Source organism: Corynebacterium sp. LK31 (assembly GCF_014335015.1).
In the GTDB taxonomy this organism is placed as follows: Bacteria; Actinomycetota; Actinomycetes; order Mycobacteriales; family Mycobacteriaceae; genus Corynebacterium; species Corynebacterium jeikeium_D.
Genome location: NZ_PDGW01000013.1, coordinates 19,771 through 34,750 on the forward strand (window position 1 = coordinate 19,771; position 14,980 = coordinate 34,750).

Sequence of the window (14,980 nt, forward strand, 5' to 3'; positions counted from 1 at the left end):
CCCGGATCGACTGATTAGCCCTCGAACACGGGATGCACGTCAAAGCAGCTATGCGAGCCAGTGTGGCATGCCGCGCCGTCCTGCACTACCTGCATCAGCACGGTATCGCCATCACAGTCCAACGCCAGCGATGTCACGGTCTGGAAATGGCCACTAGTAAGCCCCTTAATCCAGTACTCGGACCGGGAGCGCGACCAGTAAGTGCCGCGCTTGGTAGCGATGGTGTACGCCAGCGCGTGGGAATCCATCCATGCCATCATGAGCACGCGACCAGTGGATTCTTCCTGCACAATGGCCGGAATCAAGCCGTCAGCGTTGAACTTGGCGATGTTCGCGATATCTGCTGGGAGCGTGTACTCACGCGGATCGTCTCCGGCGCCGTGAGCTGCAGCGCCCGGGGCTAGACCAGTCACTGGCGCACCTCGATCCCCTCGCGGGCCATCTCTTCCTTAACCTCAGCAATGCTGACCTCGCCGAAGTGGAAAATGGATGCGGCCAAAACCGCGTTGGCACCGGCGCGCACTGCCGGGGGGAAGTGCTCTGCCTTGCCCGCACCGCCAGAGGCGATCACCGGGACGTCGACGGCAGCGCGGACTCTCTCCAGCAGCTCCAGGTCGAAGCCATCCTTGGTGCCGTCGCCATCCATGGAGTTCAGCAGAATCTCGCCGACCCCGAGCTCCTCGCCACGGCGTGCCCACTCGACGGCGTCAATCCCGGCCGAGCGTGAACCACCGTGCGTCGTCACCTCGAAGCCCGACGGCTGCGGCGTGCCTCCCTCGGGAACGCGGCGGGCATCCACCGACAGGACGACACACTGCGCACCGAAGCGGCGCGACAGCTCGCTGAGCAGTTCTGGACGTGCGATCGCAGCGGTATTGACACTGACCTTGTCAGCTCCGGCGCGGAGCAGCTGATCGACATCCTCGACGCTGCGCACGCCACCGCCGACCGTCAGCGGAATGAAGACCTCACTTGCGGTGCGACGCACCACGTCGAGCATGGTGCCACGGCCATCCTTGGAAGCCGTGACATCCAGGAAGGTCAGCTCATCAGCGCCCTCCTCGCCATAGCGGCGAGCCAGCTCCACCGGATCGCCGGCATCACGGAGATTCTCAAAGTTAACCCCCTTGACGACCCGCCCATTGTTGACATCCAGGCAAGGAATCACGCGTACTGCCAGAGACATAGTTTTTAAGTTCTCCTCGTGTTAGCTCAAAGTTGTGGATCGACGGTTTGCGCAACCACCCAGCTCGGGACGTCGCCCACGGTTTAGCTCCGGAAAGTCTCCGGACGACCCAGTTGGTCAATAATCGACCGCAGCGTGGCATGAACATCGCGAGTTCCCGCCAGCACGCCTACGGAATCATGCCGCCAAGGATTGCCCGCCAAGTCTGTGACCACGCCACCGGCTTCGGAAATCTGAAGTACACCAGCTGCGTTATCCCACACATGCGGTGAGAAAGTCACGGTGCCGCCGAATGCCCCCATCGCGGTGGAACCCAAGTCCACTCCGACAGAGCCAGTAATTCGGATCGTCGGATAGCGTTCGCCCACCTTTGACAGCAGCAGTTGACGCCACTTGCGCGGGAGTGTGCCGTCGGTACTCGCGATGACGGACCCGAAGGCAATCGAAACCGGGCGGCCGGCCTCGGCGTCGATGTTGACGCGACGGCCGTTGACGAACGTGCCGCTACCTTTAGCTGCGGTAATACGCCGGCGTAGCAGAGGCATGGAGGTAATACCAACCACCGGCTCCCCCTCATGCATGAGTGTGAGCAGCATGGCACACAGCGGAAAACCGTTGGAATAGTTCGTGGTGCCGTCAATCGGATCGATGACCCAGGCGGTATGTTCCTCGGGGACTTTGCCACCGAATTCCTCGCCGTAGACGGGCAGCCCAGAATACTGCGTGAGGAGCTTGCGCAGACGACGCTCAATTTCCAGGTCAGTCTCCGTCGCGAAATCTCCGCGCGGCTTCATGACAACCGGGTCCGCGCCCACCTGCTGCGTGAACAGGCCTTCGACCTCATCGAGCGCCGCTTCAGCAATAGCGAGCATCGCCCGCGGTTCCAGGGCATCCATACTTTCTAAATCCTTCATCCGCCGTCTCAGCCGGGGTGCCGTTTGCTCGTTAACGCTTTCGCTTGACGACGTCTCCCCGGCCCGGCCACGAAAGTGTTCTCTTTAGCCGCGAGCTACTGCCAGGGCCTCTTCCAGGGTGAAACGCCCTGCGTAGAGCGCCTTACCCACAATTGCGGAGTCAACGCCCTCATCGACCAGTGTGGCAATAGCTGCAATGTCGTCCAGGCTGCTGACACCGCCAGAAGCGACGATTGGAGCATCGGTAGCAGCGGCGACCTCGCGCAGCAGTTCCACATTCGGCCCCTGCAGGGTGCCGTCCTTGGAGACGTCAGTCACCACGAAACGGGATGCACCCTGAGCATCCAGGCGCTCCAGCACCTCCCAGAGGTCACCGCCGTCGGAGACCCAGCCGCGGCCGCGCAGGCGCCACTGCCCCTCTTCGTTAAGAACATCCAGACCAATGGCTACACGGTCGCCGTAGTTGGCGATAACCTCGCGGCACCACTCCGGATTCTCCAGTGCGGCGGTGCCAATATTGACGCGGGCACAGCCGGTGGCCAGCGCAGCCTCGAGCGAAGCGTTGTCACGGATACCGCCGGAGAGCTCCACCTTCACGTCGAGCTTGCCCACCACGTCGGCAAGCAGGTCGTAGTTCGAACCGCGACCGAACGCGGCATCGAGGTCGACCAGGTGGATCCACTCAGCGCCTGCGTTCTGCCAATTCATGGCAGCTTCCAGCGGTGCACCATAGGAAGTCTCGGTTCCAGCAGCACCCTGAACAAGGCGCACAGCCTGGCCATCGGCTACGTCTACAGCGGGCAGCAGGGTCAAACTCATGGGGGCTCTACTCTCTTCGACTTTTGGGCGTTGTGGCGATTGTCACAACGATGCTTGTTGCTAGTTATCTCAGTATAGGTGGTCTAGGTGGCGAAACTCCGTCACCTACCAGGTAGTGCGGTTAGGGCAAATACTACCGATTGGGCAACTACAGCGTGTCCACCCAGTTCTGCAGCAGCTTCAACCCTGCTTCACCAGACTTCTCAGGGTGGAACTGCGTGGCCCACAGCGGACCGTTTTCCACGGCTGCGATAAACCGATCGGATTCGTGGGCAGACCACGTCACCAGCGGCGGAGCGATGCGAGAATCCGTATTAAGGTCCCACTTGCGCACACCGTAGGAGTGGACGAAGTAAAAACGCTGATCTTCCAGTCCCTTAAACATCTTTGAGCCTTCCGGTACTTCAACCGTGTTCCAGCCCATGTGCGGCAGAATCGACGCCTCGAGACGCTCGACAGTACCGGGCCATTCACCACAACCCGGGGTGCCGGTGACAGCTGCGGATGCGTCGGTCTCCGCTGCGTGGATGCCGTCGGCGTACTCGACGCCGCGGTCAAAGAGCACCTGCATACCGACGCAGATTCCCATCACTGGTCGACCACCTGCGAGTCGAGAGCCGATCAGGCGCGGCCCTTGTACTCGATGCAAACCCTCCATGCATGCGACATAGGCGCCGACGCCGGGAACGAGCAGACCATCGGCCTCCATCACGGTCTTCGGATCGGCGGTCACAATAACCTCGGCACCCGTGGTGGCCACAGCGCGCTCAGCTGAACGCAAATTACCGGAGCCGTAATCAAGGATGGCAACGGTCGGGGTCTTCGTCGAAGGTGAGACTTGTTCCATAGTTGGACATTTTAAGGCGCTGGGAATCGATGTTTGCCACTTACCCCAAGAAAACTGCCTGGACAGGAAAAAGTGCTGGTATACAACTACCGAATACCTTGGTAAACTCAAGGTTAACAACAGGTTAACTAAGTTATTGATTTATCCCTAATACTCCTGATTACTTTTCACAGAGAGGCTCCGACGCTATGACTACCGCATCCGTTCTTAGTAAATCATTTGCCATTGTCCGCGAGGACCTTCACCGGCTCTACGGTGCAGCCTGCGATGCTGCGACTATCGATTCCATCCTCGACGATGTCATTGCAGAGCTGTCCAGCTCTGCGAAGGTGACTAACTTCCTCCCCGTCCTCGCCGAACGCGAGGCCACCGAACGCATCAAGGCCGCGAGCGGATGCAAGGACTTCGCCCCGCGCCAAGAGATTCTCTTTGCCGATAGCCGCGGTTCCGGCCGTAGCCAGATTGCCACTGCCCTGGCCTACCACCTGGTTGGTGACGAAGTCTTTATCCGCACTATCGGCCTCAATCCAGAGGATGGCCTGAACCCTCGCGTCGTCGCGGCTCTTCACGACCGTGGCGTGGACACCTCACGCCTCACCCAAAAGGCGATTACTCCCCGCGTTTCCCACCGCGCCGACGTTGTCGTACTCATGGGCATCGACGAGACACCAGCAGTCTCCGGCGACCGCTACGTGGAATGGGATGTCGCAGATCCGGACAGTCTCACAGACGATGAGCTCCAGTCGCTTATCGACGATATCGAAACCCGCCTGCGGGCTCTCTTCACCGAGATGGACGTCGCCGTCGCGTAAACAGGCACGGCTGACCCCACACCGGGGGTGCATTTATTAACCAAAAAGACTGGCTGCGCAAGAACTTGCGCAGCCAGTCTTTTTCAAACGTCTCTTTGTATGTAGTTACTTCTTCTTGCGGTCCCGAACCGTCAAACGCGTCACTGCATTCTTTGCCGGGCGGGCAACACGCACAGCGGCCTCCGGCGTACGACGCTTGACGGCATCTCCCAGACGACGCAGCGTAGCGCGGGTGTTCTGGTACTCCGCCACGCGGTGCTTTCCGATGATTCGGTCGAGCACCGCACCAATGAGACCAACTGCCAGCAGAGCTGCCGCAAAGGCAAAGACAGCCGGGTACGGACGGAGTGCGGCCGCAGCTACGGCTCCCAGAACGAACGAGCCGATACCAGTGCCCGAGTCAAAGGACATGTTCCAGAAGGCACTGGCCTCAGCAGTACGGTCACGCGGCAGGCGGGCAAACATCAGCAGCAGAGCCTCATTTTGCACTATGCCGAAGCCCGCGCCGTAGAAAACGGCCGCAACCAGCAGCAGCCAGGCCGACAAATCAAAGAGAACCACGCCGGACATCATCAGCAGGCCAATAAAACCACTGATCAATGCCGGAATCAGCAGAATTCCAGCCTCCGACTTCCGGTCGGCGTAGATTCCTGCGAAATAACGGAACACCATCTGCGCGCCACCGAGAACAGACAGCGACAGGCCAGCCACAACCGCACCGGAGACCAGATCAATTTCGCGAGCTGCCGGGGCAAGGAATGCGGAAATACCACCAAAGCCCATCGCAATCGTGCAAATTGCGAGCGCGGGAATGGCCACCAGCTTCCATGTGGCAACGTGCTCAACGGGGCTCGGCTGAGTTGCTGCAGATCCGGGCACAGGATCGCCGACGTCTTCCTTGCCGCCCTTGCCCTCCTTCGGCGCTGGCTTAATCTTCGGGATAAAGAGTGCCATCAACGAACCGACAAGCGAGATGACGGCGCCCAGGACATAAACAGGGGTGTAAGAACCCGTCTTGTCCGCAATGATTAGTCCTAGTGGCAAGAAAATGAGCTCAGATAAACCAACTGCCACACCGAGAACGCCAGAGGCCTTACCCAGAAATTTCATTGGCACTAGCTCGGCAATCAATGCGGACTCGGCGACAGTCAACGCACCGAAGCCCATACCGCGGAGAACCGCAATGATGAGCACCAAAGCAGCATCGGTGCCAAAGATGTGCAGAATCGTCGGCAAGCCCAGAAACAGACCTGAAATCAGCATGGTCATGCCGTAGCCAAGACGGCGACACATACGTGGAGTCTGCGTCTGTGTGAGAACGGTAGCGGCCATAAAAACACCGGTGTAGGCACCGGCGAGCGAGGTTCCACCGCCATCGTCAAGAATTGCCTGCGGAATGACAGGCATGAGGAGTGACCAGCCACCGAAGGCGGCCATCACGGCGACTAGCGTAGGTACTAGTCCGGGCGCTTTCCACATGCTGTCCAGTTCGTCCAACTGCCTGCGGTCCATCACCCGGGACGCCATTTACTCCATCACTCCTATCAACCACAAAATTGCGCCGGCGAGCGCGATCACAGATAAGAGACCAAGGACAATTGTTCCGACCCTCGATCCGGATTTATAGAGTGACCATGTTCCGCCCACCAGCAGACCAGCGACAATGAACAAAAAATAAGTGCTCAGCGTCGATGCGGTAGACACCTGCGCTAAAAGCACGTCTACAGACGTTGTTACCATCGATTCCCCTAAAATGCCAGCTAAGGCGGATTTTCCGGTTTCCTACAGTGGCCGTCTACTTCAGCTGCGACCTACAGAGTGCCCTTGGTCGACGGCACACCGTGGACGCGCGGGTCGTCCTCGACGGCAGCACGCAGGGCACGGGCCACAGCCTTGTACTCAGCCTCGGTGATGTGGTGCGGATCGCGCCCGTAGAGACAGCGAACATGCAGCGCAATACGGGCATTTAGGGCGAAGGACTCAAAGAAATGCTCGTTGATAACCGTTGCGTAGTGACCACCAATGACGGCAGTCAACATCTGCTCTGGTTCGCCAGTGCCAACGAAGTACGGGCGACCAGACACATCAACCACTGCGTGTGCCAGCGTTTCATCCATCGGGATATAGCAGTCACCAAAGCGACGAATACCAGACTTGTCCCCCAACGCCTGGGCGAAGGCCTGCCCCATCACAATGCCGGTATCCTCCACCGTGTGGTGCGCATCGACCTCGGTGTCGCCGTTGGCGTGCACAGTCAGGTCGAAGCTGCCGTGGGAGCCGAAAGCGGTCAACATGTGGTCGAAGAACGGCAGACCGGTCGAAATATCGGTCTTGCCGGTGCCATCGAGATTCACCGAGCAGACGATGCTCGATTCGCGGGTGGCGCGCTCGACACGGCCAACGCGCTCAGTGCGCTCTGCCTCCAGATGGTCCTTATCACTGAAGTGCATAAGTCAGATCTCTCCTTGTAGTGGGATGTACCGGCAGCATTTCGCTTAAGCCAGCGCGGTCGCTGCCAATTTCTTGGCCGCCGCCAGCAGCGCATCATTTTCGCTGGGCAGACCAATAGTGGCACGGAGACGACCGGGCACGCCAACATCGCGGATGAGTACTCCCTCATCCAAGAAGCTCTGCCATGCCGTCGCGGCATCGGCGAAACGACCGAAGAATACGAAGTTGGAGTACGAGTCAATCACGTCGTAGCCATAGCTGTTCAGGGCGGCTACGACGCGATCACGCTCGTCGGCAAGCTTTGCGACGGTCGACAGCGTCGCATCCGAGTGGCGAAGTGCAACCGTGGCAGCGGCCTGCGTCAACGTCGACAGGTGGTATGGCAGACGTACGAGCATCACAGCATCAATAAATGCCGGGTTAGCAACGAAGTAGCCGAGGCGGCCTCCGGCGAAGTCGAAAGCCTTGCTCATCGTACGGGAGACAACCAGCTTCGACGGGAACTCAGCCAGCAGCGTTGTCGCCGACGGCTCCTCAGTGAACTCGGCGTAGGCCTCATCGACAATGACGATGCCCGGCGCGGCTTCAATAATGCGGCGCAGGTCAGCGAGCGTGGTCAGATTGCCAGTCGGGTTGTTCGGAGTCGTGATGAAGATGACGTCAGGACGGTGCTCGGCAATGGCCGCGAGCGCACTATCCATGTCGATGTCGAAGGTCTCCGGGTCGCGGGCGATGCCGATGAACTCCGTCTGCGTGCCGGACGAGAGGATCGGGTGCATCGAGTAGCTGGGCACAAAGCCCATTGCGCTGCGCCCCGGCCCGCCAAATGCCTGCAGCAGCTGCTGGAGAATCTCATTGGAGCCGTTGGCGGCCCATACCTGGTCGACGGTGATGTCCACGCCGGTCTGGCGGGTGACATAATCGGCGAGTGCGCTGCGCAGTGCTACTGCGTCACGGTCCGGGTAGCGGTTGAGGTCAGAGGCGACCTTCTCCACTTGCGCCACCAGGTCGGCGATGAGGTCATCGGATGGCGGGTACGGGTTTTCGTTGGTGTTCAGGCGAACATCGACGTCGAGCTGCGGGGCACCGTAGGCTTCCTCGCCGCGCAGTTCGTCGCGCAGTGGCAAATCTGCCAGCGCCAACTTGGCTACCGACGGCTGTGGCTGATTCTCAGGCTGGTTGCTCATTAGTTGTTCCCCTTTTCTGCGCCATTGTCCTCAGAGCCGAGAAGCGTCTCAAAGCGGGCACGGATGGCCTCGCCGTGCGCTGGCAGTCGTTCTTCGTTGGCCAGGACTACTACGCTGTCGGCAACTTCCTTCAACGCGGCCTCGTTGTAGTCAATCATGTGGACCGACTTGAGGAAGGTGTGCGTTGACAGGCCCGAGGCGTGGCGGGCGGTGCCGGAGGTCGGCAACACGTGGTTAGAGCCGGCCGAGTAATCGCCCAGTGGCACCGGCGAGAAGCGACCGATGAAGATTGCGCCGGCATTGGTAATGCGTTCGGCATCGGCCTGCGCGTTTTCGGTGTGGATCTCCAGGTGCTCAGCGGCGTAGGCATCTGCAACCTGGATGCCGATATTCATGTCGTCGACAAGCACGATGCCAGACTGATCGCCGGTGAGCGCCTCGCGAACGCGGTCGGCGTTCATGGTGACCTCGTAGCGGTTTTCGACCTCGCGGTCGACGGTGGCGGCGAAATCGGCGTCGTCGGTGATAAGCACGCTGGCGGCCATGACGTCGTGCTCAGCCTGGGAAATCAGGTCGTAGGCGACGGAGACAGGATCAGCGGTGTTATCTGCGAGAATGGCAATTTCGGTCGGGCCAGCTTCGGCGTCGATACCGACGACCGAGCGGCACAGGCGTTTGGCGGCGGTAACGAAGATGTTGCCCGGACCGGTGACCATGTCGACCGGCTCGAGGCTCTCGTTTTCATCGCCGTATGCGAGCAGTGCGACGGCCTGTGCACCACCGACGGCCCACACCTCGGTCACGCCAAGCAGCTTGCAGGCAGCCAGGATGGTCGGGTGCGGCCAGCCGTCGTTGTCGGCCTGCGGCGGAGAGGCGACGACGAGGGACTCCACACCAGCTTCCTGAGCTGGGATGACGTTCATCAATACGGACGACGGGTAGACGGCGTTGCCCCCGGGGACGTAAAGACCGACGCGCGAAACCGGAATCCACTTCTCGCGGACAATGCCGCCGGGCAGAATTTCAACAGTCTTATCATTCGGCTTCTGAGCAGCGTGGAACGCGCGCACGCGCCCGATGGACTCCTGCAGAGCAGAGCGGACATCGTCTTCCAGCGCAGCTTCCGCGGCATCGATAACCTCCGCTGGAACGCGCATGGATGCCGGACGAATACGGTCAAACTTCTCGGAGTACTCCATCGCCGCTTCCACACCACGGACTGCCACGTCATCGACAACGGGCTTGACCGTGGGAATCATCGAATCAACGTCTGCCGCACCACGCGGCAACACTCGACGCAGAGTGGCGGTGGTGGGAGTCTGACCGCGAAGATCAATAGTGGACAACATAATTAATTAGTAACCGCCTATTCGCACGATGGATTCATACGTGAGCACTTCAGAGTGACAAAGAAATGACAACAAAGTATTGAAAATCTGGGTCAAAGCCAAAGACTTTATCCACGGTTTTCGCTACTATTCGCCCTTAAAGGCACCCTTGAGTATGAACTAAGCATATCTTTCTCACGTTAGGTTCATACCGATTGCCCCATTTAACCCCTCATACTGTGGCGCAAGTTAGCTCCGCCACAGTGACCCATTACAGTGTTAAGGAAAGTAGTAACCAGTCGTAGAAAGGTCAGCTGTTGAACCAGGAAGGAAACAGCCCGGATTTGCCGGAGCTCGTCGCAGCCTATGCAGACGCGACCGCAGCCGACAATTCCCTGGCCACGCGCCAACTGGAATCAGTTTTCGCGCATCATTTCTACAACCCACAGCTCTTTTCTGACCCGGAAGCCCACGGCGTTACCGAACACGTCGGCGCGTTTTACCGCATAGTCCGCGAGGTCACCGAATCGCTCGGCATGATGACGGCTGCGCACGATGCCGCCCTGAACTGGATGGTATGGGCATCCGATAACGACAACGTCCCGGAGTACTGGCGCGCCCGGGCACGGCTAGCGGCGGATGAAGCCCGCCGCTACACCACCTTTATCGCCGATGGCCCCACCTCTGCTGCCGCAGAGACCGAAATCCCACTCATCGCACGCATGAGCAGGGAGATCACCTCGTACCGGGCACTCGTGCTTGCCGACGATCTGGATGCCCCAACCAGCAGTCACAGCGCGGTGACCACGGATGCGGATGGGCCGCGGCCGCAGGAATCGTCGGCAAGCGAAGAAGCGGAGGAGCCGTTTAGCCCACGCCAGTGGAAGAAGCGGGCGGCACTGACTGACGCGCTGATTCGGATTGCAAGCGCCCTGCGAAAGGTCAACCGCGAGGACTTGGCACGGGAGCTGCACGAGATGATTCGTGCACTGCCAAATGAGGATAAGTTTGAGTCGATTGCGCTGGCGAAGACTCTGACGGAGGCATCACTGCTGCACCGAGCCGGGAAAGTCGTCGACGCAGCGCGACTTTGCGCCTCACAGCTCAATGCAATCGGTAACCGCTCCGTAATCGCGGGCCTTGAGCTGAGGCAGAATTTGGCACGGTACTCGATAGAGACAGGTAATAGCGATACCGCGTTCCGAATGCTGTCAAACAACGTGGCAGTCGCGGACCAGCACAGACTGGACACTGACTATATTCTCGCGGTTCGTGAGATGGCAGACATCAACTTCGAGGTGGCACACAACAAGCCCGATGCCGGGGAGATGCTGAAGCTAACTCAGCGCGCCCAGGATGTGTCGGCAGACTACCCCAACTGTGAAGTCACCATGGAAATCGCGCTGCTGAAGGCAACGGCACTGTACGAGCTCGGAGATTTCCACCATGCCGGCCAGGAAGCGGAGTCGGTTGCAAAGTGGTCTGAGCCTACCCAGGATTCCGCACGTACTGATTTTTCCTGTGCCATTGCGGCGGAATCGGCAGTCCAAGAAGGCAATACTGAGCATGCCGCAGTACTCTTCGACGCACTGGCCGATATTCGTGCCGGATACTCGTCCCCGATTTCGCCTGCGGAAACTCTGATGGATGCCGCACTATCACTCAGTAACGTGGGCGCTACAAGTGAACTGACTGACCACCTGATGGAACGCTCACGTGGCTACGTGGTTGGGTCCTGGGAATCGGCCAAGTGGCATGAAGCACAGGCGCTGTTGTGCTGGTCTGTGTGGGACAACGACGGCGTGTACAAGTACGCCGACGAAGCTGCCGAGCTTTTCTTAGAAGCCCACGCCCCTGCCGACGCCGCCCGCACACTGACCATCGCGGTGCGTGCTGCTGCTAGTGATAACAATGAGGAACGCGCCCGCCGGTTCGCGGTTCGCATCGGCGACCTAGTCGGCCCGGATCACCCGGTGCGCGATGAAGTTCGTGGACTAATGCGTAGCTTTTCAAACCCGGCTTAACAGCGCACCCGACTGCACAGGTCTGAAAAACAAAGCAGTTTTTGCATCTTCCCGATGCCACGGGCGAAGATAGTCCAATGGTCTGGTGGGAAGAAGAAAACTCTGAGTCTGGAATTCAAGTTGGCGATTGGGATACCGGCATCGCGGCCGACTACGCGTCAGGGAATTCAGAAAACGCATCAGCAACGGAGAACTCGTCCGAACCCCTGGACTTTCCTCCCCTGCCCAATCCGCTAAAGGCATTACCGGACTCACTTCCGGAGCTGCTGGTTATTTCCCGCAGGGCCGGTGCCACGCTCGACCACGTCACCAGTTGGCGCGCTGTCACCAAGTTCGCCCACACGCACTGGTTAGCCGACGCGCCTACCAACTCCCCCGATGTCGTTGGCGAATTCCACGCACTCAGGCACGCAGTCGCCGACCAACTGGAATTAGTAGAAGAAGCCGCTGCTGCACGCGCCGAGTGGCTGCGCTGGGCAACTGAGGCCAACATCCGCCCCGCGATCTTGCACGCACGCTCCTACGGAGCATTCGCCGAGGCAGAGGCCTTCATCGACGCCAACCCAGGTGATGCCATCACCGGCCGGCGCCCCGAGGACTCCGAAATCCCCGAGCTGATCAGGCTTACTAAGGACATCGTCGCCACCACTCCACAGCCCGGGGAGGCCTATTACTACCTGGTCAGCGCGGCTGTTGCTGGTGCCGCAGCATCGCTGGCGCGCCGGGCGGAAATCGCCGGTCAACTCTCTGAATGGTCCGCACGCTGGGCACCAAAGCGAAGCAGTTTTGATGACCGCAAGCTATTGGAGGCGCAGCTCGCGCACAGCCGTGGTGAGCTGCGCAGGGCCGCCCGCATCGCAGCCAGCGTCGCGGCAGCCCCTCAGTCGGAACCCGTCACCACGACGATTGAAGCTCGCCAATTCCTGGCTTTCCTCTCTCTGGAAGCTGGTGAGGAAGCGGAGGCAATCCGCCAGCTACGCCCAATCGTGCAGGCTGGTCTCGATGCAGGACTCACGGTCGCGGTGCTTCGCAGCGTGCGTCTGCTCTGTGCGCTTCTCAACGCCCACGGCGATTTCGCGGAATCCGCCGCAATTGCCCGCCGCGCGCTCGCCAGCGCCGAAGGCATTCCGGTCAACCCCATCACCATGGATATCCAGCTCGTTCTGGCCCGCAGTCTCCTCGACGCCGACGAGGTTGACGAGGCGCTGCGCTTTGCCGAACCAGTTGCGCACTGGTCAGCATTTACCGCCGATGAAGAACGCACCGACGCGGCTTTTTCTATTGCCTCCGCAGCCGCGGGTCTCGGCAATAATCCCCGCCAGGCGGCAAAGCTGCTCATCGAACACGGCGAGCACCTTGAACGCAACGGCGATACCAAGGGCGCTGCCAAGGCCTACCGCCAGGCTGCACGTTCCATCATTCATGTCATTGACCTGGTCATTTCCGAAGAGGGCTCCGAATTCACCGCCGAGATCGTCTCCGAGGACGCTTCCGCCGTCATTGACCACACGCTCAACGAGGCTGAGGACCTTCTGCTGCGTTCTCAGAAGCTCATCTCCGACGACTGGTCACTCGCCGACTGGCACGACGATGCCGCCTACGTCTTCTACTCCGCTGGCCGCGACACTTTGGCCATCAACCATGTGGAAGCCGCCGCGAAGGGCTACCTGCAGTCCGGCGATGGCGAGGAAGCCGCCCGCGCGCTGCTGGCGGGGGTTCGATACCGTCTCGACGCGGGTGATTCCGACGGTGCCGCCGCCTACGCCCGGCGCGTCGAAGAGCTTCTGCCCCGCGACGTGTGGGAAGGCCATCCTGTTCTCGATGCCCTTGACGTCATCATCATTCAATCGCTTGACGACGAATACTAGCGCCCCGCCCACTTCGGTGCTGGCGGTGGCACAAAGTAGAGTGTTAGGTCATGACTACTTCTGGTGATTCCGCGACTTCTAGCCCGCAGCAGCTTTTCGACGCCGCCACGGCATTGGCTGAGGAAAACAACCTCTGGGAAGCAGCCCTAACTCTGATGCAGGGGTTCGAGGAGCTCGGCGACGAGGCGGATGCTCCGCAGACCGACAGTCTGGGGCGCCCCATCCGTGGCTCTGCACCGAAGCTGATGGACAAGGCCGCGGACTGGTTGGATTTGCTGGATAACCTGGAGAAAGACGGCTTCGAGCCGACTGCGGACACCCCTCCGCGCCACTTGCGCTGGGCGATGTGGCACACCTTGAACGGCCAGGCAGAGATTCGTCGAGGACATCAAGGGCGCGCCATTGATCACCTGGAGTTGGCGGCGGGACTTTTCCAGTCCGATAACCTCAATATCCAGGCCGTGCCTCTGCTTGCACAAATTGCACAGTGCCACCTGCATTTGGGCGATGTCGCTGCTGCAGAGAAGGCGCTTTACCGCGCACAGGAAACCTGTGATGAGCAATCGCGGGAGCGCTGGGGGTCGGCACTAAGCGAGATTGGCGCGGAAATCGCCCGTCGCTTGTAGGCGAAGCTGCGAAGCGATACCGGGGGCTGATTCAGCTACTGCTCGTCGAAGTCGAGTCCGACATCGAACACCTTGGCCGAGTGGGTTAGCGCGCCCACAGCCAGGTAATCGACACCACAGGACGCGTACTCACGAGCCACATCGATGGTCAGTCCACCAGAGGACTCAAGCTGCGTGGCCGGAGAAATCTGCGAGCGGCGCTGCACCGCAATCTGGGTCTCCCAGACCTCGAAGTTGTCCAGCATGACGATGTCCGGCTTCATCGGCAGGATCTCATCGAGCTGTGCGAGGGTATCGACTTCCACCTCACACGGCAGCTCCGGGTACTGATCCCGCACCCTCTTCAACGCACCGGACACGGAACCGACAGCCACCACGTGATTGTCCTTAATCAGTGCTTCATCGCCCAAAGCGTAGCGGTGGTTAATTCCGCCGCCGCAGGTCACAGCATACTTTTCCAGGTTGCGCAGCCCCGGCAGCGTCTTTCGGGAATCGCGCACCCGCGCACCGGTGCCGATAATCGCGTCAGCCCACTGGCGCGTCGCAGTAGCTACACCACTGGCGTGCGTGAGGATATTCAGCATTGTCCGCTCAGCAGTCAGCAACCCCCGAGTCGGCGCAGAAATCGTTGCCAGCACTGTGCCAGGACGCACCAGGGTGCCATCTTCAACGTGCTTTTCGACGGTGAACTCACCCGAGATGACCTCCTGCAGCGTCCACTCCACCGCATCGATTGCCGCGATAACGCCCTCTTGCCGGGCCACCAGGCGGGCGAGTGCCTGCGCAGATGCCGAGACTGTCGACAGCGAGGTCACATCCGGCCCGAAGCTCATGTCTTCCTGTAGTGCCGTCCGAATGAGGCCACGGGTGATGTTTTCGTTCAGCACCCCGCGCAGAGTGTCCTTCTCAAGAGTCATG

At 60.1% G+C, this 14,980-nt stretch carries 14 protein-coding genes; 4 read left to right on the plus strand and 10 right to left on the minus strand.

Annotated elements, in window-relative coordinates:
* Nucleotides 1–14: 14 nt before the first annotated feature.
* The 5 genes from hisI to hisH form a co-directional block, all read right to left on the minus strand.
* Nucleotides 15–413 carry a phosphoribosyl-AMP cyclohydrolase gene (gene hisI, locus CRD18_RS05275; protein ID WP_048734633.1) on the minus strand — a complete coding sequence of 133 codons (399 nt, stop codon included), beginning with the start codon at nt 411–413 and terminating at the stop codon, nt 15–17.
* Nucleotides 410–1,186 carry an imidazole glycerol phosphate synthase subunit HisF gene (gene hisF / locus CRD18_RS05280; protein WP_070429588.1) on the minus strand — a complete coding sequence of 259 codons (777 nt, stop codon included), beginning with the start codon at nt 1,184–1,186 and terminating at the stop codon, nt 410–412. Before hisF ends, hisI begins: the two co-directional genes overlap by 4 nt.
* Nucleotides 1,187–1,269: 83 nt before the next feature.
* Complete coding sequence (locus tag CRD18_RS05285; protein ID WP_049170313.1) at nt 1,270–2,082, minus strand: inositol monophosphatase; 813 nt, start codon at nt 2,080–2,082, stop codon at nt 1,270–1,272.
* A gap of 102 nt (nt 2,083–2,184) precedes the next feature.
* Entirely contained in the window at nt 2,185–2,919 is a 735-nt protein-coding gene (gene priA / locus CRD18_RS05290; protein ID WP_016422946.1) for a bifunctional 1-(5-phosphoribosyl)-5-((5-phosphoribosylamino)methylideneamino)imidazole-4-carboxamide isomerase/phosphoribosylanthranilate isomerase PriA, read from the minus strand.
* A gap of 148 nt (nt 2,920–3,067) precedes the next feature.
* A complete protein-coding gene (gene hisH / locus CRD18_RS05295; RefSeq protein ID WP_187406575.1) occupies nt 3,068–3,766 on the minus strand; it encodes an imidazole glycerol phosphate synthase subunit HisH in 699 nt (232 codons plus the stop codon).
* Nucleotides 3,767–3,954: 188 nt separating this feature from the next.
* Between hisH and CRD18_RS05300 the strand changes: the two genes are divergently transcribed.
* Nucleotides 3,955–4,578, plus strand: a complete 624-nt coding sequence (locus tag CRD18_RS05300; protein ID WP_187406576.1) for a low molecular weight phosphatase family protein — start codon at nt 3,955–3,957, stop codon at nt 4,576–4,578.
* Nucleotides 4,579–4,683: 105 nt separating this feature from the next.
* Here the strand turns inward: CRD18_RS05300 and CRD18_RS05305 are convergent, their stop codons facing one another.
* From CRD18_RS05305 to hisD, 4 genes are all read right to left on the minus strand, one after another.
* Nucleotides 4,684–6,105, minus strand: coding sequence for an MFS transporter (locus CRD18_RS05305; RefSeq protein ID WP_016422949.1), 1,422 nt, complete (start codon nt 6,103–6,105; stop codon nt 4,684–4,686).
* Between the two features lie 284 nt (nt 6,106–6,389).
* Nucleotides 6,390–7,028, minus strand: a complete 639-nt coding sequence (gene hisB, locus CRD18_RS05310; RefSeq protein ID WP_005510321.1) for an imidazoleglycerol-phosphate dehydratase HisB — start codon at nt 7,026–7,028, stop codon at nt 6,390–6,392.
* Between the two features lie 45 nt (nt 7,029–7,073).
* Nucleotides 7,074–8,216 carry a histidinol-phosphate transaminase gene (locus CRD18_RS05315; protein WP_016422951.1) on the minus strand — a complete coding sequence of 381 codons (1,143 nt, stop codon included), beginning with the start codon at nt 8,214–8,216 and terminating at the stop codon, nt 7,074–7,076.
* The gene (gene hisD / locus CRD18_RS05320) at nt 8,216–9,565 is read right to left on the minus strand and encodes a histidinol dehydrogenase (protein ID WP_016422952.1); all 1,350 of its coding nucleotides are present in this window, start codon (nt 9,563–9,565) and stop codon (nt 8,216–8,218) included. Before hisD ends, CRD18_RS05315 begins: the two co-directional genes overlap by 1 nt.
* A gap of 296 nt (nt 9,566–9,861) precedes the next feature.
* On the opposite strand from hisD, the gene CRD18_RS05325 reads away from it, so the two are divergent.
* The 3 genes from CRD18_RS05325 (at nt 9,862) to CRD18_RS05335 (ending at nt 14,062) form a co-directional block, all read left to right on the plus strand.
* Entirely contained in the window at nt 9,862–11,568 is a 1,707-nt protein-coding gene (locus CRD18_RS05325) for a hypothetical protein (protein WP_016422953.1), read from the plus strand.
* A gap of 77 nt (nt 11,569–11,645) precedes the next feature.
* On the plus strand, nt 11,646–13,436 hold the full coding sequence (locus CRD18_RS05330) for a hypothetical protein (RefSeq protein ID WP_016422954.1): 1,791 nt from the start codon (nt 11,646–11,648) through the stop codon (nt 13,434–13,436).
* A gap of 50 nt (nt 13,437–13,486) precedes the next feature.
* A complete protein-coding gene (locus CRD18_RS05335; RefSeq protein ID WP_016422955.1) occupies nt 13,487–14,062 on the plus strand; it encodes a hypothetical protein in 576 nt (191 codons plus the stop codon).
* Nucleotides 14,063–14,097: 35 nt separating this feature from the next.
* Here CRD18_RS05335 and nadC read toward each other — a convergent pair whose 3' ends face one another.
* Nucleotides 14,098–14,979: a carboxylating nicotinate-nucleotide diphosphorylase gene (gene nadC, locus CRD18_RS05340; protein WP_016422956.1), complete on the minus strand. Its 882-nt coding sequence runs from the start codon at nt 14,977–14,979 to the stop codon at nt 14,098–14,100.
* Nucleotide 14,980 lies beyond the last annotated feature (1 nt).

Excerpts from the sequence above, each read along its gene's own strand:
- CRD18_RS05305 (WP_016422949.1), bottom strand. The coding sequence starts at position 6,105 with ATGGCGTCCCGGGTGATGGACCGCAGGCAGTTGGACGAACTGGACAGC.
- CRD18_RS05315 (WP_016422951.1), bottom strand. The coding sequence starts at position 8,216 with ATGAGCAACCAGCCTGAGAATCAGCCACAGCCGTCGGTAGCCAAGTTG.
- priA (WP_016422946.1), bottom strand. The coding sequence starts at position 2,919 with ATGAGTTTGACCCTGCTGCCCGCTGTAGACGTAGCCGATGGCCAGGCT.
- hisH (WP_187406575.1), bottom strand. The coding sequence starts at position 3,766 with ATGGAACAAGTCTCACCTTCGACGAAGACCCCGACCGTTGCCATCCTT.
- CRD18_RS05335 (WP_016422955.1), top strand. The coding sequence starts at position 13,487 with ATGACTACTTCTGGTGATTCCGCGACTTCTAGCCCGCAGCAGCTTTTC.
- hisD (WP_016422952.1), bottom strand. The coding sequence starts at position 9,565 with ATGTTGTCCACTATTGATCTTCGCGGTCAGACTCCCACCACCGCCACT.
- CRD18_RS05300 (WP_187406576.1), top strand. The coding sequence starts at position 3,955 with ATGACTACCGCATCCGTTCTTAGTAAATCATTTGCCATTGTCCGCGAG.
- CRD18_RS05330 (WP_016422954.1), top strand. The coding sequence starts at position 11,646 with ATGGTCTGGTGGGAAGAAGAAAACTCTGAGTCTGGAATTCAAGTTGGC.
- hisB (WP_005510321.1), bottom strand. The coding sequence starts at position 7,028 with ATGCACTTCAGTGATAAGGACCATCTGGAGGCAGAGCGCACTGAGCGC.
- CRD18_RS05285 (WP_049170313.1), bottom strand. The coding sequence starts at position 2,082 with ATGGATGCCCTGGAACCGCGGGCGATGCTCGCTATTGCTGAAGCGGCG.
- hisF (WP_070429588.1), bottom strand. The coding sequence starts at position 1,186 with ATGTCTCTGGCAGTACGCGTGATTCCTTGCCTGGATGTCAACAATGGG.
- nadC (WP_016422956.1), bottom strand. The coding sequence starts at position 14,979 with ATGACTCTTGAGAAGGACACTCTGCGCGGGGTGCTGAACGAAAACATC.